Source organism: Pseudomonas sp. DW-iso17 (genome assembly GCF_058725345.1).
Genome location: NZ_JBZXEA010000020.1, coordinates 17,849 through 37,493 on the forward strand (window position 1 = coordinate 17,849; position 19,645 = coordinate 37,493).

Below are 19,645 nucleotides of genomic sequence, written 5' to 3' on the forward strand. Positions count from 1 at the left end.
CTTTTCATGGGCATCGCGACTGACGGCCAGCAACAGCTTCACATCCTGTACCGCGACCATCACGGCTGGCTGCAAGGCTGGTTGCGCAAGCGCCTGGGCGACCGTGAGCAGGCCGCCGATGTGGCGCAGGACACCTTCCTGCGCCTGCTGGTGGCCGGGCGTTTCCCGGGTGACAAGGAAAGCCGCAGCTATTTGGCGCAGATCGCCCGTAACCTGGTGATCGACCAATGGCGCCGCCTGCGCATCGAACGTGCGTACCTGGAAAGCATCGCGCACCTGCCCGAGCCCGAGTCGCCTTCCCTGGAAACCCGCGCGCTGATCCTCGAAACCCTGATGCAGATCGACGCCATGCTCGACCGCATGCCCGACAATGTACGCCGTGCGTTTTTACTTTCGCAGTTCGAAGGCTTGAGCTATGCGCAAATCGCCGAACGCCTGGGCGTCACCGTCAGCTCGGTGCAGAAGTACATGACCCGCGCCATCGTCGCCTGCTACCAGGTGGTGTACGAAGAATGAAGCACGACGCGCCCATCGCCCCCGCGATTGTCGAGCAAGCCAGCGAGTGGTTGATGCTGCAATGGGGCGGCGAGCTCAAGGGCGAGCAGCGCCAGGCGTTTGCCCGCTGGCAGGCCGCTGACCCGGAACACCGCCGCGCCTGGCAGCGCTTGCAGCAGCTGCAACACACCCTGGGCGGTGTACCTGCCGACAGCGCTCGCGCGGTATTGCGCGACACCCCGGATACCCAACGTCGGGCCGCGCTCAAACTGCTCGGCCTGCTGTTGGTGGCCGGTGGCAGCGGCTACCTGGTGCAACGCAGCGAACCCTGGCGAGCGGCCTTTGCAGAGCTGCGTACCGCCACGGGCGAAATTCGCCATATGACCTTGAGCGACGGCACGCAACTGGACCTCAACAGTGACAGCGCCGTAGACCTGCGTTTCAGCGCTACCGAACGACGTATTCGGCTGATCCGAGGCGAGGTCTTGCTGACCAGCGGCCACGATGCCTCGCGCCCGCTGATCGTCGAAACGCCTGCCGGTGATGTACAGGCGTTGGGCACGCGCTTTGCGGTACGTGAATTGCCCGACGGCAGCCGTGTGGATTTGTATGAAGGTTGCCTGCGGGTCACGCCGTTGCAGGGTGCGCCGGTGCATATGCAGGCAGGGGACAGCCTGTGGTTCAACGCGCGTCAAAGCACCGCGTTGCCGGCAGTGAGCGCCAATGCCAGCAGTTGGACCGAGCATCGTCTGGTTGCCGAACGTCAGCCGTTGGGTGAGTTCGTGGCGCAACTGAGTCGCTACCGCCCGGGCCTGTTGCGCTGTGATCAGGCGGTGTCGAACCTGCTGTTGACCGGCGTGTTCCCGCTGAACGACACCGACGCGATCCTGGCCGCCTTGGAGCGTTCGTTGCCCGTGCACGTGCAGGCGGTGACCCGTTATTGGGTAACGATCAAGGCGCGGATCTGAAAATACTTTGTACAGGGCTTGTCGGTTTTTGCGGCCCGTTCGGGATACCTCTTGAAAGCCAATCAAGAAGCGTTCTCACGGGGAGTCCTGCCATGTCGCACCACCCAATCCAACCTTTGGCCCGCGCGCTGCGTCGTGGCCTGTTTGCCGGCCTGCTGGCAACGGCTCCTGTACTGCCGAGCATGGTTCAAGCCGAAGAAAGCACCGAAGCGCTGCGCAGCTATGACATCCCTGCGGGCAGCCTCGACCAGGCGTTGAACCGTTTCGCCAGTGCCTCAGGCATCCTGCTGTCGGTTGACGCTTCGCTCACCGACGGCAAGCGCAGCGCCGGCTTGAAAGGGCGTTATGGCGTAGGGTCGGGGTTGCAGCGCTTGCTGGCGGGCAGCGGTTTGGCGGCTGTGCAGTCCCAGGGCGGTTGGTCGTTGCAGGCCCTTTCCGGCGACGGAGCCTTGCAGTTGGGCGCGACCCAGATCAGCGGCCGGCAGGCGCAGGAAAGCGCCTGGGGTCCGGTGGACGGTATTGTCGCCAAGCGCAGCGCCTCGGGCAGCAAGACTGACTCGGCGCTGGTGGAAATCCCCCAGACCATCAACGTGATCACCGCCGCCGAGATCAAGGCACGCGGCGCCCAGAGTGTCACCCAGGCGTTGCTCTACACCCCAGGCATGAGCGCCGGCGGTTTTGCCGACCGGGTCAAATTGTTCGATGAGCCGACGTCACGCGGCTTCTCGCCTACGCCGTTGTATCTTGACGGCTTGCACTTGCCCTACGGCGGCGGCAGCACAGGCGGTGCGTTGCAGATCGAGCCGTATTCCCTGGAACGCATCGAAGTGCTCAAAGGCCCGGCGTCAGTGCTTTACGGCCAGAACCAGCCGGGCGGCATCGTCAATATGGTCAGCAAGCGCCCCAGCGAAACCCCGATACACCAAGTGGTACTGGAAGCCGGTACCTACGAACACAAAAGCGCGGCCATCGACCTGAGCGGCCCGCTGGACGAGGAGGGCCAGTTTCTCTACCGCCTGACCGGCCTGGCGAATGACGCGCAAGACGAAATCAATTACGTCGAAAACAAGCGCCAGTTCATCGCCCCCAGCCTCACCTGGCGCCCCAACGACGACACCAGCCTGACCCTGTTCGCCCAATACCAGAAAGATAAAGGCGTGCCCGAAGCCCAAGGCCTGCCGGCGTCCGGCACGCTGTGGGACAACCCCAACGGCAAGATCAAGCGCGATGTGTTTATCGGCGAGCCGGGCGTCAACCAGTACAACCGCGAGCAATACGTGCTGGGTTACGAAGTTTCCCATCGCCTCAACGACATCTGGACCCTTAAGCAAAACGCCCGTTACGCCGAGGTCGACGACCGCTACACCGCGCCCTTGCACGGCTACCGTTTCGTCGCCAACCCAAACACCGGCGTGCAAGACCAGCGTTACCTGCAACGCTTCGGCGTGGACTGGTCGCAGACCAACAAAGTGTTCGGCGTGGACAGTATCGCCCAGGCCGAATTTGACACGGGCGCGCTGTCCCACACCTTCATCGTTGGCCTGGACTACTACCATTCCAACTCGCAGTTCCATGGCCTGTACGACCGCAACCCGCCGATCATTGACCTGTTCAAACCGGTGTACGGCCAGCCCTTGAACTTCGGCCAACCGTACCGCTGGGATCGCACCATCACCCAGACCGGCCTGTATCTGCAGGACCAGATCAAATTGGATAAATGGGTACTGGTACTCGGTGGCCGCTATGACTGGGCGAATGTGGTGAACAAGGAGCCGATACAGGACACCCGCTTTGCCAGCAAAGACCAGGCGTTCACCGGCCGTGCGGGCCTGGTGTACCTGTTCGATAACGGCTTGTCGCCCTTCGTCAGCTATTCGGAATCCTTCCTGCCGCTGGCCGGCACTGATGCGAACCGAAAACCCTTCGAACCCTCCACCGGCAAACAGTACGAAGTCGGCGTGAAGTTCCAGCCACCGGGCCAGAAGAGCTTCATCCAGGCTTCTGTGTACCAACTGGACCAGGAAAACGTGCTGACCACCAACCCGGTGGATACCACCTTCAGCACCCAAAGCGGCGCCCTGCGCTCGCGAGGTGTTGAACTGGAAGCCAAGGCCGTCTTGAGCGATGCCTGGGACGTGGTCGCCTCGGCTGCGCGCAATGACGTCAAATACACCAAGGACAACGATGGCCGCCAAGGTCGCCACCCGGCCGGCATCTCCCCACTCACCGCCTCGATGTGGGTCAACTACACCGTGCTCGGCGACACGCCCTTGGCAGGGTTGGGCGCGGGCTTGGGCGTGCGTTATGCCCGTCAAAGCCTGGGCGACGACTACGAAGGCGCTTTTAATGTGCCGTCCTACAGCGTCTACGATGCAAGCCTGAGCTACGACCTGGGCGCCTCGCCGCTCAAGCTCAAGGGCGTGAAACTGGCGATGAACGTGCAGAACCTCAGCAACAAGACCTACGTCTCGCAGTGCACCAGTGATTTGGATTGCTACTACGGGGAAGGACGCACGGTGGTGTCGAGCCTGACGTACGATTGGTAACTTAGCGTTTAGGTGATATTTGCTGCGGCGCGCACCCTTCAAGGGTGCGCTCTGTTGCCGCCCTACACCAGGTCCGCTGCAAATCGTGTACACACATTGGAAAGCATGCGTACCTCGGCACCGCTACAGCCTGCCGCTTCGAAAAAGCCGGAGGCTTCTCGCACGACGGCATACATATCCGTGACGATGGACCTTGCTTCATCCGCCCCCAACCCAAAGCGTTCAGGCGTACTCAGCAAATTACTGACAGACGATACCCGGCCTTCATTGCCGATGATGAGCGCCTGCAAGCCTAGTTGGGTAGGGTGGGGCAACACGTCAAATACTGGCGCAAGGGAATAGCCCGAGGCGCTGGTCAGCAGCAGCCCGGTTTGTTTCAGGTGGTCGTCGCTATTGCCGATGAGCACGTTGAAGGCCATACGCTTGTAAAGCTCGCGCATGTCAAAGGTGGCATCGTCGCAGACCTTCTTCAACACGTCGGCGATCCTGGAATAGGAAACGGAACCGTCAGCTGCATCAACCCGCATTCTTGGCTTCTGCGTGCTTACCAAAGAGTTGCAGCTGACATAGTGCTCGCGACCAGCGCCTTCATGTCGATCAAAACGCTCGACCATCAAGACCGGTTTGCCGGCGACCTCTACCAACTTGTGCCCGGCTGCGGGTAGACCTGCTGCATCCGCCATTTGAAGGCTGGCGAATTCCGCCCGTGGCTGATCGAACACATCGTCGCTACGGCCGAGTTTAGCAATCCATTCCTTACCTTCATGAGTCACGGTGACCTTCGGCCTGGCGCCGCCCATGGAACTCCCAAACTCGAATAACCGTGCGATTTCCACGGGCAGGTCGACGTCACCTTTCTCGACTCGATCAAGGCCCACCATGATTTTCTCAAGGTCTTCGAATTGCGGGGGGTGGTGCAGGGTTGGCAGCTGGCTTCTTGACGCACTGAACAGCAGGCAACCCACTCCTGCTCCCCGCGATGCAAGCAGCCATTCAACTTCGTTTTGTGGATGCTGTTTGTGGGTCGCCAGCAGAACACGCCGGCCCCAATTGTCGGGCGTTGCGTCGTCGAGCACACCAAACATGCGCGTCGAGGAATACTGGTTAGGGGTCAGTGGCAAACTCAGCGGGTCAATCGCAAATGCGTCGGGCCGCGCGAGCCAACTGTTGGCGTAGCGAAAAACGAATCCATTCCCATGCATGGCCACTTCGCCAACAGGGACCGGGTCACCGACTAAGTGAGCTGAAAAAACAAAGGCATTACCAATCGGCTTCCAGGACATCGTGTTCTCCTTCAGTGCGAATGCGCTCAGGCTCACGGGCGAGGCTCATGGTAATCCCAACCTGGTCAAGTTCTGGTGACGCAATGCTCGCCATACCTTCTTCCAAGTCCATCGCGCTAAGCACATTCATCAGCACGCCGAGGGATACGCCGGCCTCGCCCTGCCTCAGCCGCTGATACGTCTGCCGCGTAATGCCCGCGCGGCTGCATATGGTGGAAATTTTCAACCGGCGACGAATGCGGGCTATTTCGATACCGTTCCCGATACCTCTCATCAGCTCAGCGCTTCTCTCAGAGATGTACCCTTTGTGCGGGTAGGGCTTCGCTGTTTCTTGCATGATATATCACCCTTTAAAGCAATAAAGGTAACTTATATCATCCAAGCCTCTAAGGCCACCTGCAAAAAACCGGCTCGAGGCCGGCTTTTTGCAGGGTTGGAAGAATCAAAGGTTTTGCAAAAACACCACATACCCCCGAAACCACTCATCGGCCCCCAGATACCCCGGCTCTTGCCACTCCCCGCCCTGAATCAAGCCAATCTTGAACGGCACGCCCAGCCGATTCATCCGCGGCAAATACGCGGCATAGTCAGGGATGCTGTGACGCCCTTGATACGTCTGCACCACCACTTCATCCACCACGCCCTTGAGTTGGGCGATAGCGGCCGGGTCGGCGTTGCTGCTCCAGTCCATCAGGCCGGTGATGCTCAACCGCAGGTCGGCAGGCAGGCGCTGGCGCAGGTCGCGCAGAAAATCGGCGTATTCGTGCAGATATTGGGTGCGGGCGTCGAAGTCGATCTGGATGCCGATCACCGGGTTGCCGGCGTCACGCCAGCGTTGCACCTGGCCCAGCACCTGGGTGTAGACCCGTTCCGGCCAGCGCAAGGTGTGGGCGCGGTACACCACCCAGACGTGGCCTTGAGTAATACGCGGCACGCTCATGCCCTGGGCGATCAATTGCACGCCGCGCTGGGGCGCGCGACGAGTGGAGTTGATCTGGCCTTGCAGGATGTACAAGGTTTTTGCCTGCTTGATCACCGGCTGAGGCTCGACGCCACTCCACAGCCAAAAGGCGTCATAGTCGCGGGCGTCCACGGCACCAAAAGCCGGGCTTGCCAGCAACAGCAAGCCCAGCCACAGCGGCTTCACCAGTAGTACTGCAGCGATTTGCCCCACTGGGTATCGGCAAAACCGCTCTTGAGTTGGCGGAACCAGGCTTTGCGCACCGCCGGCGCCACGTCTTCGCCGCCGCAGCTGTTGTAGCCGGCCGGCGCGTAGCAGTTGATGGCGCGGAACAGCGCATAAGCCTTGTCGGTTTTCGGCGCCTTGGCGTTGGCGATCACCTGTTTGTAGCCGTCCAGGCGCGAGAAGGTTTCACCCTTGAAGTCCGAGGCGGTACTGCCCAGGCTGCCGGCGGCGCGGGGTTGTTCCAACGGCATGCCGTCCAGGCCGTTGCGCAGGATGAACTCACCGAAGCAGTTCAACGCATGCGGGTTTTTGGCCTCGTTCTGCAAGGTCGCCGCGATTTGCGCGATGCTTGGGCAGGCGTAGCCGGATTCGGCCTTGTCTCCGTTCCATTGGAACAGCTTCAAGGTCTGGCCACTGGTATAGGTGTAGCCCAGGCTGGTGCCGAGTTTGTCGTCAGAGAACGAGGCCTGCTTGAGGTCATCGGCGAAGGTGGCGTACTGGCCGCGCAGCAGGTCTTTGTAGAGGAGCACGAATTGCGCGCTCTGACGCTCGGTCGGGTCGCTTGCGTTGGCGATCTGCTGGCGCAGCAGGTCGGGGCCTGCGACGTTACGCAGCAGGATGTAGCGCACTTGCTTGGCGCTGATCGGTGAGTCGGCGGCGAACACCTTGGCCAATTGGCCGCTGCGCTCGTAGTTCATGGCCAATGCCAGCTCGAGCTGGTCACGTTGCAGCGGTTGCTTGGCCAGCGGCAGCAGTTGCAGCCACAGGGCTTCGGCGGCCTTCCAGTCCTGCTTGGCTTCCAGAGCCAGGGCGCGCAGGGTCTGTTGGCTGAAGGCGAAGTAATCCAGGCTCGACGGCACATCCGCCGGCAGGTGCTTCAAGGCCGCGTCGGGTTGGTGTTCGACGTACAGGGCATAGCTGGCTTGCAGGAAGTCAAAAAGCGCCGGCTCACTGGCGAAGGTGCTCTTTTGCTTATCCAGGTCTTCACGGCTCAACAGCGGCGGGGTGTGGGCGCGCATCGCCATCAGGTCGCTGACCACTTGCAGCATCGGGCTGTTCGCCGCTTTATTGCCGACCATCAGCAACTTGAGGTCGGCCTCTTCCACCAGTTCGTCCACGCTCACATTGCGCTGGGCCTCAGTGGCCTCGGTGAACTGCCAAGTGAAGTCTTCGGCAAGCCTGGCGTCGTCGTTCGCCAGCCAGTGCACACGGCGCAACAGGCCACGGGCCGATGCAACGTAATCGCCCTGTGGATAATGTTTCAGGTAACTGAGAAAACCTTCTTCGGCATCGCTCAAGGCCGACTTATCCACATGCTCGCGTTGCGGCATGCCGTATTCGTCGAAGGCTTCGGCCTGGGCCTGATTCAGTGAAGTACGCGCAGTCATGTACAGCGCCGTTTCCTTCAGCCACGGCACATCGCTGGTGGCGGCGGCGGCGAACCCGCGCTCGGCGTAATCGAAGCGCCCGCTGTAGAAGTCGCCGGCGGCCTGCAAATAGGTGCGAAACAACTGGGCGTTGGCCGAGGGGGTCAACTGCGCGTCCACGACCTGGCGGCTCCAGTCACAGGTGGTCAGCAGCTGCAGGCGTGCTTTTACCAACACATCGCGCTCGGCGGGCGGCATCTGGGCCTTGATCACCTGGCTGATAAACGCCGTGGCGCTGTCATCGTCATTGCTGCGGCAACGGCTGCCTTCGCCATTCAGGAAGGCCTGGCCTGCGGTCTTGTACTCCTCGCGCTTGATGCCCAGGGGCTGGAGCAGCGTGTCGAGTTCGGCTGTGCGTGAATCGTCAGCCTTGTTGTCAGGCTCCTCATTCGTGGCCGGAACCGGCACCAGGCGGTACACCGGAAACGGCACCGGGCCAAAGCCTTGCGCCAAATCGTCTTCGCCCAAGGCATTCGGAGCCAGGGGCGCAGCTTTTTTGTCGGCCAGCAACAGGCGCAGGTTCACCCGGCTGTCGTTGCCAGGGCTGAGAAACGGCTGGTTGCTGCACGGCTCGTAGCTGTCACGCGATACCCGCCAATCGGGGTAACACGAGTCGTCAGAGCTGGCCTGGGCCGGTAGGGAAAAACCGGCCAACAGGGCCAGGGCCAGAGGTGACAGCAAACCGATGCGCATAACGTTTCCTTGATCCTGAGTCCTTGGAGAAGGGGCAATAATAGCCTGATCCGACGAGTGCTTCGGTGAAGGCCTACACAAATTGCTGATTTGTCCGATTCCAGCGGCGAGGCCAGGGCTTTTGGCCTAGAGTGGCGGTGTTTGCGCATAGGCAAGCAGGGTCATGCCGGGAGAATTTGAGGTGCGTCGGTCTGTGGTAGAGCAAAACGAAACAGTTGGGGCATTGCCTGCCTTGCATCGCTCGACCTGGGAAGGTGCCGGCTGGCTCAGCCGTCTGTGGTGGGTGCCGATCCTGGCGCTGGCCATGGCCCTGCGGTTTTACCACCTCACCTCGGCGGCGATCTGGGGCGACGAAGGCTCAAGCCTGTTACTGAGCGAATACGCCCTGGCCGACCTGTGGTTTCACGCGGCCCATGATGTGCACCCACCGCTGTATTTCTTGCTGCTGCGCGGTTGGATCGAAGTATTCGGCGACAGCATCGGCTCAATTCGCAGCCTGAGTGCAATCCCCGGCGTGGCCGTCGTGGGCCTGGGCATCTGGCTGACACGGCAACTGTCCACCCGACGCGCAGCCGTGCTGGCGGGGATCCTGTTGGCGCTGCTGCCGACCGCAGTGCGCTACAGCCAGGAAGTGCGCATGTATTCGCTGCTGGGCGTGTGGCTACTGGGCGCCACGCTGGCCCTGGTGTACTGGGTGAAGCAGCCCGAGCGCGTGCGTTATTTGGCTGTGTATGTGCTGTTAATGAGCGCCGCGTTCTATACCCACTACTTCACCGCGCTGTGCGTGCTGGTGCATTGGGCGTACCTGGGATTGCAGGCGCCAGCTCAACGCCTGATCACGCGACCTGCCTGGTGGGTCGCTAACGTAGCGATAGTGTTGTTGTATCTGCCCTGGCTACCCAACCTGCTGGATTTGGTGCAGCACGTCGAACAGCTCAAAGTCGGCGGCGACATTGGTTGGGAAGAGCCGGTCAATCTACTGTCGCTGCCATCGATGGTCTGGCAGTTCCTGTTGCAGGATGACGGTCTCGGCCTGTGGCCGCCGCTGTTCTGGCTGTTCCCCCTGCTGCTCGCCGGGGTGGTTGTATCGACGGCCTGGCGCAACCACGCGGCGCGCCTGCCGGCACTGTTTTGCCTGCTGCCGCTGCTGCTGGTCTATGGCGTGTCCTTTATCTCGCCCGTGTTTATCGAGCGCTACCTCACGGTGTATGCGTTAGGCCTGCCGATAGTCCTGGCGCTTGCCATCGACCGTTTGCCGTCCCGTTTGTGCTGGCTGGGCGTGGCGTTGTTCGCACTGTTTGTTGGCGTAGAACTGTTGGGGCTAAAGAACAACTTCGAAGTGGATGAGCACGACCAGTTCAACGTGCCGGTGGAGTTCGTCAATCGCAACTACCAGGAAGGCGACCGCATCGTCCTGAGTGACATGATGTGGTACCTCAGCTACGTGTATTACGACCAGACCGACGCGCAACTTCAGCTCTACACACCGCCCAAGCCCGACGGCACTGCCACTCGCCCGAACGCCTATGGTTTCGGCACACTGGTGGACCAGGACGGTGGCCGCATCTATCTGGACCGCCTCTCAGCACTGCCTGCTCAAACGCGGCGGGTATGGTTGATCAGCAGCAACGAAGCCCCAGATGAATTCGCGCCACTGCCCAACGGCTGGCGCGAACTCAGTCGCCAGGACGGCGGTGGCGCCAGGGCGCGGTTGTTCGTGCTATGCAACGCACCGGCGCCGCAACCTGAAGGCTGCCGCTAGACTCACTTGAACCTATTTATGAGGAGCCTTTCATGGAATCGCCACTGCACAGCTTGCCGGCTTTGTTCAAACAGCTTGGCCTGCCGGACGACCCGGTCAGTATTGAGCAATTTGTCGCCTCTCATTCGCCGCTCAAGCCGGAGTTGAAACTGGCGGATGCGTTTTTTTGGAGCGACGCCCAGAAGACATTTTTGCGTGAAGAGATTCTGGAGGATGCGGATTGGGCGGTGGTGGTGGATGAGTTGAATTTGATGTTGCGGGGTGGGCGAGGGGTGTAAAAAAATATCCCAAGAAATGCGAGTATGTAAAAAAAAATGGTAAGCGGTAAAAAAACTGGGCTTTAATCGCTTAAGTGAATTTTTTCTGGAAAAGCTCGCCCTGCCAACAGTCGGATACGCTCATCTGTGTGAGGCGCTCGATCTAAAGGTTATCGCACCCTCCCTCCCGAAATGATGGACCGCGCCATCCAGTGGGCTTACCTGCACGAAACCCGCGATTCATTTGCCATCGAAAAAGAACAACCCAGCGAAGAAAAATCTCGTCGCTTCGTTCAACTCCTGCGCCAGGCCCACGAAGGCCGTTTGCTCACCGAAGACTACTTGGTCGAGCTGCAAAACAGCACAGTCTCCAACCCCTTCGACAAAGCCGTCGCGTTTCGCCACGAACAGAACCATCTGCACAACGGGCTGCGCGGCGCAGCCGGTGTGAGCTACGTACCGCCAGCCCCCGCGCTTTGCCAGGAATTGATGGAAGAGCTGATGGCCTTCGCCAACCAGCCCGTTCGAGACGTCGATCCTTTGGTTGCGGCCGCGGTCACCGCTTTCGGTTTCGTCTTCCTGCACCCGTTCATGGACGGTAATGGGCGCCTGTCTCGCTTCCTGATTCACCAGACGCTTTGCCACTACGGCGCACTGGAAAATGGTTTGCTGCTACCGGTTTCTGTCGCCATGAAGCATGAAGAGCAAGCCTACCTGCAAGCGCTGAAAACCTTTTCCCAGCCAACCCGTGAGTTCTGGAACGTCACCTGGCTGGATGCGGACCACATGGCGTTCGACTTCATCGGCCACCCCTCGATCTATCGCTACGGGGATGCGACCCGCTGCGTCGAATTCACCCTGCAAATGGCCCGCCGAGCCCTGGAAGTGGAACTGCGCGAAGAAACCGAATTCCTCGACCGCTACGACCGCGCGATCAAGGCCGTGAATCAACGCTACGACGTGCGTGGCAGTGATTTGTCGAAGCTGGTGATGATGTGCCTGGATAACGGTGGGAAGCTTTCCAAGCATCGGCGTAAGCAGTTTCAATACAGCGTGGCGGATGAGGTGTTTGGGTTTATTGAGGAGGAGAGCCTGAGGTTGATGGGCGAGTAAGAGGTGATCCAGACACTTCGTGAAAAGATGGGAAACGTCCTATTTCTCTAGGTGAAACGGACTATAGATGCAGCAGACGTTTTTTCTTATCAAAGGGATATCGCCTATTGATGAGTGGGTGCGACTAATTCCGCGCGGAAGACTAGGTCGTCTGGGTGGGCAGGCTGAGCAGCAAGCATGAAGCCGACGCTGACCTAATGTGGGAGCGGGCTTGCCCGCGAAGGCGGCGTGTCAGTCACTGAATATTCAACTGAGCCACCGCTTTCGCAGGCAAGCCAGCTCCCACATTTTGTTTGTCGCATGGCGAACGCGCATCCCACCACTCATCTGCGAAATTGTTTCAAAACTTGACGGCAAACCCTTCCTCCACCATATTGATAGTTAGCAAACTAACTGTATGCGAACTATCCAGTGCCTCAATCCCTCGAACAACTCCAGATGAGCCTCAGCAGCAGCATGGTGGTGGGCGCCCGTAATTGGCGCAAAATCTGCCAGACCACGCTGGTGAGCTATGGCATCTCCGAAGCCTGCGCCGTGCCGTTGTTGATGATCGGCCGCTTGGGCGACGGGGTACACCAGGTCAAAGTAGCCCAGGCTTCCGGTATGGAAAGCCCATCACTGGTGCGCCTGCTTGACCGGCTGTGCGGTGACGGTTACGTCTGCCGCACCGAAGACATCCACGACCGCCGCGCCAAAGCCCTGAGCCTTACCGAGCGTGGCCGTGAGTTGGTGCAGGCGGTGGAAGCGCAACTGGTGCGCCTGCGCAAAGACGTGTTGGCAGATATCGCCCCTGACGATCTGCAAGCCGCACTGCGCGTACTGCGCGCCTTCGAAGCGGCTGAGGCTGTGTCGTCTTGAACGGATTTTTTACCGGCTTCCCGCCTGCCCGCGATTGGTTCTACGGGGTGCGTACCTTCGCCGCGTCGATGATCGCGCTGTACATCGCCATGCTCATGCAAATGCCGCGTCCGTACTGGGCGATGGCCACGGTGTATATCGTCTCCAGCCCGTTTGTCGGCCCAACCAGTTCCAAAGCCCTGTACCGCGCCATCGGCACCTTGATGGGCGCGGCGGCGGCGGTGCTGTTTGTGCCGATGTTCGTGCAGTCACCCTACATTCTGGTGGTGGTAATTGCGCTGTGGACGGGCACCTTGCTGTTCTTGTCCATGCACCTGCGCACCGCGAATAACTATGCCCTGATGCTGGCCGGCTACACCTTGCCGCTGATTGCCCTGCCGGTGGTGGATAACCCTTTGGCGGTCTGGGATGTGGCGGAGGCGCGTACCGAAGAAATCTTCCTCGGCATTGCGGTCGCGGCGGTGGTGGGCGCGATGTTCTGGCCCCGGCGCCTGATGCCGGTGTTCGATGGCTCGGTGGCCAAGTGGTTCAGCGACGCCCAGGTCTACAGCCAGCGCTTTCTCAGCCGCAAGGTCGACCCCGAAGAAGTCAGCAACCTGCGCGGCGGCATGGTCGCCACTTTCAATACCCTCGAATTGATGATCGGCCAACTGCCCCACGAAGGCGCGCGCCCGCAGACAGTACGCAACACCAAGGAACTGCGCGGGCGCATGATTCACCTGCTGCCAGTGATCGACGCTCTGGATGATGCGGTGTACGCCATCGAGCACCGTGCGCCGGAGTTTCTCGACCAGCTCACGCCGTTATTGGAAGCGGCCAGCGCCTGGCTGCAAAGCACTACCGAACAAGCGCCCCTGGAACGCTGGCGTGTATTGCGTGACAAGATCGACGCCGCTCAACCCCAGGGCGAAGCGCTGGATGACCGTCATACGTTGCTGTTCTCCAACGCCCTGTACCGCCTGGGCGAATGGGTCGATTTGTGGCAAGACTGCCGCAGCCTGCAAGCCGCCATCCAATGTGAAAGTCAGGACACCTGGCGCGCCGTTTACCGGCACTGGCGCCTGGGCCGGCTCACGCCGTTCCTCGACCGTGGGCTGATGTTCTACTCGGCGTTTTCCACCGTCACCGCAATCATTGTCGCGTCGGTATTGTGGATTCTGTTGGGCTGGACCGACGGCGGCAGCGCCGTGATCCTTGCCGCTGTGGCGTGCAGCTTTTTCGCCTCGATGGACGACCCTGCACCGCAGATCTATCGGTTCTTTTTCTGGACCGCCATGTCGGTGCTGTTCGCCAGCCTGTATCTGTTTCTGGTGCTGCCCAACCTGCATGATTTCCCCATGCTGGTGCTGGCCTTCGCCGTGCCGTTTATTTGCATCGGTACCCTCACGGTGCAGCCACGGTTTTACCTGGGCATGTTGCTGACGCTGGTGAACACCTCATCGTTCATCAGCATCCAGGGCGCCTATGACGCGGACTTTCTCAACTTCGCCAACGTCAACCTGGCCGGGCCCGTGGGTCTGCTGTTCGCGTTCGTTTGGACCTTGATCGCCCGACCCTTCGGCGCCGAACTGGCGGCCAAGCGCCTCACCCGTTTCAGCTGGCGCGACATCGTCAGCCTCACCGAGCCCGCCACCCTGGCCGAGCACCGGCACATGGCCGTACAAATGCTCGACCGCCTGATGCAACACCTGCCGCGCCTGGCGCTCACCGGCCAGGACACTGGCATCGCCCTGCGCGACTTGCGCGTGGCTTTGAACCTGCTCGATCTGCTGGCCTACTCGCCACGCATCCTCGGTGTGCCACGGGTGTTGCTCAACCAGGTGGTGGAAGGCGTGGGCGGTTACTTCAAGGCCTGCCTGAAGGCGGGTGAACGCTTGCCCGCGCCCAGCGGTCTGCTGATGACCCTGGACCGCACGCGTCGCGCCCTCAACGGCCAGGGCCTGCAAGACGAAGACGACACCCGCCTGCACCTGCTGCACGCCTTGGCCGGCCTGCGCCTGGCGCTGTTGCCCGGTGTGGAGTTCATTGGCGGTACAGAGATGCAAGCGCCGTTACCTGATGGAGCGCCTTTATGATCGGTGACCTGGATATCAGCGGGGTATTCCTGCCCACGCTGCTGGTGCTGATGGGCATTACTTATGTGTTGTTTCTGGTGGTGCACGGGCTGTTGACGCGCATGCACTTCTATCGCCTGGTCTGGCACCGGGCATTGTTCAATGTGGGGCTCTACGCGCTGTTGCTGGGCGCGGTGGACTCACTCAGTCGATATTTGATGACATGAAAAAACCTTTTTTGACTATCGGCCGTGTCGTCCTGACGTTGTTGATCGTGAGTTTCGCGGTCGTCGTTGTGTGGCGCATGGTCATGTACTACATGTTTGCGCCCTGGACCCGTGACGGCCACATCCGTGCCGACATCGTGCAGATCGCCCCGGACGTGTCCGGGCTGATCCAGCGCGTGGACGTGCGCGACAACCAGTTGGTGACCAAGGGCCAGGTGCTCTTCGCCGTCGACCAGGACCGCTTCAAGCTGGCCCTGCGCCAAGCCCAGGCCGCCGTGGCCGACCGCCAGGAAACCCTGGCCCAGGCCCAGCGCGAGTACAAGCGTAACCGTGGCCTTGGCAACCTGGTGCCCAGCGAGCAACTGGAAGAGAGCCAGTCCCGCGTCGCCCGCGCCCAATCGGCCCTGGCCGAAGCCCAAGTGACAGTGGACTCCGCCCAACTCAACCTCGACCGCTCGGTGATTCGCAGCCCCGTGGACGGCTACGTCAACGACCGCGCACCGCGTACCCAGGAGTTCGTCACCGCCGGGCGCCCGGTGCTATCGGTGGTAGACAGCAACTCCTTCCACATCGACGGCTATTTCGAAGAGACCAAGCTCGACGGCATTCACGTGGGCATGGGTGTGGATATCCGTGTGATCGGCGACAACGCGCGCCTGCATGGCCACGTGCAGAGTATCGTCGCCGGTATCGAAGACCGCGACCGCAGCAGCGGCTCCAATCTGTTGCCCAACGTTAACCCGGCGTTCAGTTGGGTGCGCCTGGCCCAGCGGATCCCCGTGCGCATTGCCTTCGATGACGTGCCGGCGGACTTTCGCATGATCGCCGGGCGCACGGCGACGGTGTCGATCATTGACGACAAAGTTGAAGACGGGGGCAAACCATGAAGCGGCTTCTGGCAACCGCTTCCCTGGGGTTGTTGCTGTCGGCCTGCCAAGTAGTAGGCCCGGATTACAAACTGCCGGAGCAGGCTGCGGTCAACCGTGGCGACCTTCAAGGGCCGATCATGGGCGAAGGCAAAAATGTAGTCTCGGCGCCAGTGCCAGCGGATTGGTGGAAGCTGTACAAAGACCCGCGCCTGGACGAACTGGTGCGCCAGGCCATGGCCTCCAACACCGACCTGCGCGTGGCCGCCGCCAATCTGCAGCGCTCGCGTTACCAGGTGCAGCAGGCCGAATCCGCTGGCGGCTGGAGTGCCGGCGTCAAGGCCGAGGCCCAGCGTTTGCAGGAGTCTGGAGAGGCCTTCTTGCTGCCGGACAAAGTCCCGGTGGGCAATATCGGTAGCGTCGGGATTACCACGTCCTATCAATTCGACCTGTTCGGCACCTTGCAGCGTGGCATCGAAAGCGCCCAGGCCAGCGCCGACGCCACCCAGGCTGCGGCGGATATCGCTCGCATCACCCTGGTGGCCGATGTGGTGCGCTCCTATACCCAGGTGTGCGCGGCCAACGAAGAGCTGGCGATTGCCAACGAGTCCCTCGACCTGCAAGCCCAGAGCACCAAACTGACCCAGCGCCTGCGGGATGCCGGGCGCGGCGATGAAACCCAGGTGACTCGCTCGCAAACCCAATACAAATCCCTGCGCGCCGACATACCGCGCTATGAAGCCTCGCGTCAGGCCGCGCTGTTTCGGCTGTCGATGTTGCTGGCCAAACCGGTCGACCAACTGCCAGCCGGCACGGGCACCTGCGCTGAGCTGCCGCATATCGCTCAATTGCTGCCGGTAGGCGATGGCGCCACGCTGCTCAAGCGCCGCCCGGATGTGCGCCAGGCCGAACGCCAGCTGGCCGCCGCCACCGCACGCATCGGCGTGGCGACCGGCGCGTTGTACCCGGACATCAGCATCGGCGCCACGGTAGGCACCGTGGGCCTGCTGGAAAACCTCGGCACGCCTGCCACTAATCGCTGGGGCTTTGGCCCAATGATCAGCTGGACTGTACCGACCAACGGCGCCCGCGCCCGCGTGCATGAAGCCGAAGCCGCGACCCAGGGAGCCCTGGCCCACTTCGACGGCGTGGTGCTCAACGCCATCCGCGAAACCCAGACCGGCCTGGCCCAATACACCGCCGTGTTGCAACGCCGCGACGCCCTGGCCGACGCCGAACAGTCGGCCCGAGAAGCGGCGGGCCAGACCCACCGCTTCTTCCAGGCCGGCCGCGAATCCTTCCTGGCCGACCTGCAAGCCACGCGCACCTACACCGATATGCGTGCGCAATTGGCGGCGGCCAACACCCAGGTTGCCATGAGCCAGATCGACCTGTTCCTGGCCCTGGGCGGCGGTTGGGAAAGCGGACGAACGCAAGGGCAAAAACCCGGCAAACCGTGAGGTGATTGCTATGCTTTCTTGGGTGAGGCCCGCTGGCGCCTCACCCGACAAAGCTCGCGTTTGCTCATGGGGATTCCAAGAATGAAAAACCCTTATGCTCCCGCTTTCTGGTGCGTGCTCTTCGCACTGGTTTTGTTATCGGCCGCGTATTTTTACGGCGTCATGCTCGCCCATCAACTCGACAAGGCGATGGTGTTCCTCGACAGCGCCTGCCTGGTGATCGGCACTTTGTCCATCGGCGTGGTGGCCTGGGCGTCGTATCAAAACCAGCGGGTGAAGAAAAAACTCCTCGAGCAGGGCAAGACCCGCGTGGCGATCTGGGACACCAAGGTCGCCCTGCGCCGCGTCGAAACCGTGTTCGACCGCTATTTCTGGGGCAGTTACTGGCAGCCGGGGCGCACGTTCCAGGAAGTCATGGGCGACCTCACCGGCACGCCGCTGGAAAAAAGCCTCGAAGTCCTGAAAAAACAATGCGTGCTGCTGGACCGACAGGTTGCCGACGGTAGGCATTGGCTGGATAACGCGCGGGAATTGTCCGACGTGGCCACGCAAATGGCCCGCGAGCGCTACCAGCTGGATTTTTGCGACCCCAAGGCCGACACCCCCGGCAACGCCGTGATACACCGCGAGTTCGAGGTGTTGGTGTACACCTGGACCGCGCGCTTGAAGAGTTTTGATCACCAACTGGATGAAGTCGAACAAGAGTACTCCTGAACTCCTGCTGAACTGATCCCTCTGAAAGGCTGGGCCGTTTACGCCCGCCAGTGCTAATCTTCCCCCGTTTTCGGCGGGCTTGAGCCAATCCCCTCAGGGGTTCAAGGAAGACAGCCCACTTCTCACAGGATTTGATCAGGTCACTTCATGAATAAGCCAGCCGTTGTTTTCTTGGGTTTTGTTGTCGCCGTCGGCGCCGTCAGTGCGGGCGGTGCCTGGTACACCGGTAAACAACTGGACCCGGTCCTGCAAACCGCTATCCAGAGCGCCAATAAAGAACTGCAGACCTCCATGGCCGGCGTCGATGGTAGCGTGACCCTGGAGCTGGTGTCCCTGGACCGTGGCGTGTTCAGCAGCACCGCGCACTATCGCCTCAAGGGCCAAGGCAGCGTGTTCGGCGAAGACAACCCGAACCCCGAATTGCTGTTCGTCGACCATATCGAACACGGCCCGCTGCCGTTCTCGCGCCTGGTGACCCTCAAGTGGTTGCCGGTCATGGCCACCAGTCACTACGAACTGGAAAAGAACCCCACCACCGAAAAATGGTTCGCCGCCAGCAAAGACGTGTCGCCGCTCAAAGGCGTGGCGAATATCGGCTACAGCCGTTCGGTCAGCGGCAACATCGAATTGCTGCCGCTGGAATTCAAGGATGACACCTCCTCGGTGAGCTTCTCCGGCGCCAACCTGGAATTCGACAGCAGCGCCGAAGGCCAGAAGGTCAAGGCTGATGGCTTCATGAACAGCCTCAAGGTCGCGGCGATCGATGCCAATGGCGCACCGTTCGAAGCGGAACTGGCTGGCCTGACCGTCGCCAGCAACCTTGAAAAGTCCACCTTTGGCTTTTACACCGGCCAGAACACTGTGGAGCTGACCGACACCAAGGTCACCTTCGGCCCGCAGAAAGCCGTGCTGACCCTCAAGGGCTTCGAGCAGAAAGATTCCACCCAAGCCAAGGACAACAACCTGGCCGGTCGCGTCGACTACAAAATCGACGAGATCGGTTACCAGGGCAAGCCGGTCGGCTCGGCGGCCATGGCTGTGAGCATGAAGAACGTCGACATCCCGGCGATGCTGGTGCTGACCAAGCTCTACCAGGACAAAATGCAACCGATGCAAGCCGCTGCCGCTGCCGGCCAACCGGTACCGGAACTGCAATTGACCGAAGCCGAGCAGGCCCTGGCCGAAGCCAACGTCAACCAGGTATTGGCTGCCAAGCCGCAACTGGCGGTGGAAAACCTGTCGCTGAAAACCACCCACGGCGAAAGCAAGTTCAACCTGGTGGTCGACCTGGCCAAGCCAACGTCTATGGAGCTGCCGCCGGTTGAGCTGGGCAAGCAGATGATTGCGCTGCTCGATGCCAACCTGACCCTGTCCAAGCCGATGATCAGCGACGTGGCCGCCCTGCAAGCCCAGGTCGGCGGCGTGACTGACCCCAAAGCCATCGAGCAGCAATCGCAGATGGCGGCCGAGATGGTCAGCGGCATGGCCGTCGGCACCCAAATGGCAACCCTGGTGGGCACCGATGTGGTTTCCAAGCTGCACTACGCCAATAACGAAGTGACTTTCAACGGCCAGAAAATGACCGTTGAGCAGTTCCTCAGCTTTGTGATGTCCAAGGCCGGTGCGGTCAGCGGCGCCCAGTAAGCGCTGAAAATGCAGTAAAAAATGTGGGAGCTGGCTTGTGTGGGAGATTCTATGGTTGAGGGGCAACCCTCAACCAACTTTTGGCTGATATT

Annotated in this window: 16 protein-coding genes and 1 pseudogene; 13 read left to right on the forward strand and 4 right to left on the reverse strand. The window is 61.0% G+C overall.

The features are described 5' to 3' along the window. Positions 1 to 6 precede the first annotated feature (6 nt). From AC4PS6_RS14425 to AC4PS6_RS14435, 3 genes are all read left to right on the forward strand, one after another. Positions 7 to 516, forward strand: a complete 510-nt coding sequence (locus AC4PS6_RS14425) for a sigma-70 family RNA polymerase sigma factor (protein ID WP_019819531.1) — start codon at positions 7 to 9, stop codon at positions 514 to 516. After that, entirely contained in the window at positions 513 to 1,463 is a 951-nt protein-coding gene (locus AC4PS6_RS14430; protein WP_014716376.1) for a FecR domain-containing protein, read from the forward strand. The genes AC4PS6_RS14425 and AC4PS6_RS14430 overlap by 4 nt, the downstream gene beginning before the upstream one ends. Positions 1,464 to 1,555: 92 nt before the next feature. Next, the gene (locus tag AC4PS6_RS14435) at positions 1,556 to 4,009 is read left to right on the forward strand and encodes a TonB-dependent siderophore receptor (protein ID WP_103452126.1); all 2,454 of its coding nucleotides are present in this window, start codon (positions 1,556 to 1,558) and stop codon (positions 4,007 to 4,009) included. Between the two features lie 62 nt (positions 4,010 to 4,071). On the opposite strand, the gene AC4PS6_RS14440 is transcribed toward AC4PS6_RS14435, so the two are convergent. The 4 genes from AC4PS6_RS14440 to AC4PS6_RS14455 form a co-directional block, all read right to left on the reverse strand. Continuing rightward, on the reverse strand, positions 4,072 to 5,292 hold the full coding sequence (locus tag AC4PS6_RS14440) for a type II toxin-antitoxin system HipA family toxin (RefSeq protein ID WP_492180866.1): 1,221 nt from the start codon (positions 5,290 to 5,292) through the stop codon (positions 4,072 to 4,074). Next, positions 5,270 to 5,629: a helix-turn-helix domain-containing protein gene (locus AC4PS6_RS14445; RefSeq protein ID WP_014716379.1), complete on the reverse strand. Its 360-nt coding sequence runs from the start codon at positions 5,627 to 5,629 to the stop codon at positions 5,270 to 5,272. The genes AC4PS6_RS14440 and AC4PS6_RS14445 overlap by 23 nt, the downstream gene beginning before the upstream one ends. A 105-nt stretch (positions 5,630 to 5,734) precedes the next feature. Beyond that, positions 5,735 to 6,439, reverse strand: a complete 705-nt coding sequence (locus AC4PS6_RS14450) for a DUF3142 domain-containing protein (protein ID WP_038448399.1) — start codon at positions 6,437 to 6,439, stop codon at positions 5,735 to 5,737. Beyond that, positions 6,436 to 8,598, reverse strand: a complete 2,163-nt coding sequence (locus AC4PS6_RS14455) for a PA5441 family protein (RefSeq protein ID WP_336827197.1) — start codon at positions 8,596 to 8,598, stop codon at positions 6,436 to 6,438. Before AC4PS6_RS14455 ends, AC4PS6_RS14450 begins: the two co-directional genes overlap by 4 nt. A gap of 181 nt (positions 8,599 to 8,779) precedes the next feature. Between AC4PS6_RS14455 and AC4PS6_RS14460 the strand changes: the two genes are divergently transcribed. From AC4PS6_RS14460 to AC4PS6_RS14505, 10 genes and pseudogenes are all read left to right on the forward strand, one after another. Continuing rightward, a complete protein-coding gene (locus AC4PS6_RS14460; protein ID WP_336827229.1) occupies positions 8,780 to 10,360 on the forward strand; it encodes a glycosyltransferase family 39 protein in 1,581 nt (526 codons plus the stop codon). Positions 10,361 to 10,392: 32 nt separating this feature from the next. After that, positions 10,393 to 10,638 (forward strand): DUF2789 domain-containing protein, encoded by a 246-nt coding sequence (locus tag AC4PS6_RS14465; RefSeq protein WP_014716383.1) that lies wholly within the window; start codon positions 10,393 to 10,395, stop codon positions 10,636 to 10,638. Positions 10,639 to 10,794: 156 nt separating this feature from the next. Beyond that, positions 10,795 to 11,730 (forward strand): annotated as a pseudogene (locus AC4PS6_RS14470) (Fic family protein); the annotation flags it as partial. Positions 11,731 to 12,168: 438 nt separating this feature from the next. Continuing rightward, positions 12,169 to 12,588, forward strand: coding sequence for a MarR family winged helix-turn-helix transcriptional regulator (locus AC4PS6_RS14475; RefSeq protein WP_003187465.1), 420 nt, complete (start codon positions 12,169 to 12,171; stop codon positions 12,586 to 12,588). Further along, on the forward strand, positions 12,585 to 14,663 hold the full coding sequence (locus tag AC4PS6_RS14480) for an FUSC family protein (RefSeq protein WP_336827198.1): 2,079 nt from the start codon (positions 12,585 to 12,587) through the stop codon (positions 14,661 to 14,663). The genes AC4PS6_RS14475 and AC4PS6_RS14480 overlap by 4 nt, the downstream gene beginning before the upstream one ends. Then, positions 14,660 to 14,869, forward strand: coding sequence for a DUF1656 domain-containing protein (locus AC4PS6_RS14485; RefSeq protein ID WP_003187469.1), 210 nt, complete (start codon positions 14,660 to 14,662; stop codon positions 14,867 to 14,869). Before AC4PS6_RS14480 ends, AC4PS6_RS14485 begins: the two co-directional genes overlap by 4 nt. Then, the gene (locus tag AC4PS6_RS14490) at positions 14,866 to 15,756 is read left to right on the forward strand and encodes an efflux RND transporter periplasmic adaptor subunit (protein WP_032902118.1); all 891 of its coding nucleotides are present in this window, start codon (positions 14,866 to 14,868) and stop codon (positions 15,754 to 15,756) included. Before AC4PS6_RS14485 ends, AC4PS6_RS14490 begins: the two co-directional genes overlap by 4 nt. Beyond that, a complete protein-coding gene (locus AC4PS6_RS14495; RefSeq protein WP_014716387.1) occupies positions 15,753 to 17,195 on the forward strand; it encodes an efflux transporter outer membrane subunit in 1,443 nt (480 codons plus the stop codon). The genes AC4PS6_RS14490 and AC4PS6_RS14495 overlap by 4 nt, the downstream gene beginning before the upstream one ends. 81 nt (positions 17,196 to 17,276) lie before the next feature. Further along, positions 17,277 to 17,909 carry a hypothetical protein gene (locus AC4PS6_RS14500; protein WP_019819550.1) on the forward strand — a complete coding sequence of 211 codons (633 nt, stop codon included), beginning with the start codon at positions 17,277 to 17,279 and terminating at the stop codon, positions 17,907 to 17,909. A gap of 147 nt (positions 17,910 to 18,056) precedes the next feature. Next, positions 18,057 to 19,553 (forward strand): YdgA family protein, encoded by a 1,497-nt coding sequence (locus tag AC4PS6_RS14505; protein WP_336827199.1) that lies wholly within the window; start codon positions 18,057 to 18,059, stop codon positions 19,551 to 19,553. The last annotated feature ends 92 nt before the right edge of the window (positions 19,554 to 19,645 follow it).

Coding starts and splice junctions, on each gene's coding strand:
- AC4PS6_RS14425 (WP_019819531.1), top strand. CDS start 7: ATGGGCATCGCGACTGACGGCCAGCAACAGCTTCACATCCTGTACCGC.
- AC4PS6_RS14430 (WP_014716376.1), top strand. CDS start 513: ATGAAGCACGACGCGCCCATCGCCCCCGCGATTGTCGAGCAAGCCAGC.
- AC4PS6_RS14435 (WP_103452126.1), top strand. CDS start 1,556: ATGTCGCACCACCCAATCCAACCTTTGGCCCGCGCGCTGCGTCGTGGC.
- AC4PS6_RS14440 (WP_492180866.1), bottom strand. CDS start 5,292: ATGTCCTGGAAGCCGATTGGTAATGCCTTTGTTTTTTCAGCTCACTTA.
- AC4PS6_RS14445 (WP_014716379.1), bottom strand. CDS start 5,629: ATGCAAGAAACAGCGAAGCCCTACCCGCACAAAGGGTACATCTCTGAG.
- AC4PS6_RS14455 (WP_336827197.1), bottom strand. CDS start 8,598: ATGCGCATCGGTTTGCTGTCACCTCTGGCCCTGGCCCTGTTGGCCGGT.
- AC4PS6_RS14465 (WP_014716383.1), top strand. CDS start 10,393: ATGGAATCGCCACTGCACAGCTTGCCGGCTTTGTTCAAACAGCTTGGC.
- AC4PS6_RS14475 (WP_003187465.1), top strand. CDS start 12,169: ATGAGCCTCAGCAGCAGCATGGTGGTGGGCGCCCGTAATTGGCGCAAA.
- AC4PS6_RS14485 (WP_003187469.1), top strand. CDS start 14,660: ATGATCGGTGACCTGGATATCAGCGGGGTATTCCTGCCCACGCTGCTG.
- AC4PS6_RS14490 (WP_032902118.1), top strand. CDS start 14,866: ATGAAAAAACCTTTTTTGACTATCGGCCGTGTCGTCCTGACGTTGTTG.
- AC4PS6_RS14495 (WP_014716387.1), top strand. CDS start 15,753: ATGAAGCGGCTTCTGGCAACCGCTTCCCTGGGGTTGTTGCTGTCGGCC.
- AC4PS6_RS14500 (WP_019819550.1), top strand. CDS start 17,277: ATGAAAAACCCTTATGCTCCCGCTTTCTGGTGCGTGCTCTTCGCACTG.
- AC4PS6_RS14505 (WP_336827199.1), top strand. CDS start 18,057: ATGAATAAGCCAGCCGTTGTTTTCTTGGGTTTTGTTGTCGCCGTCGGC.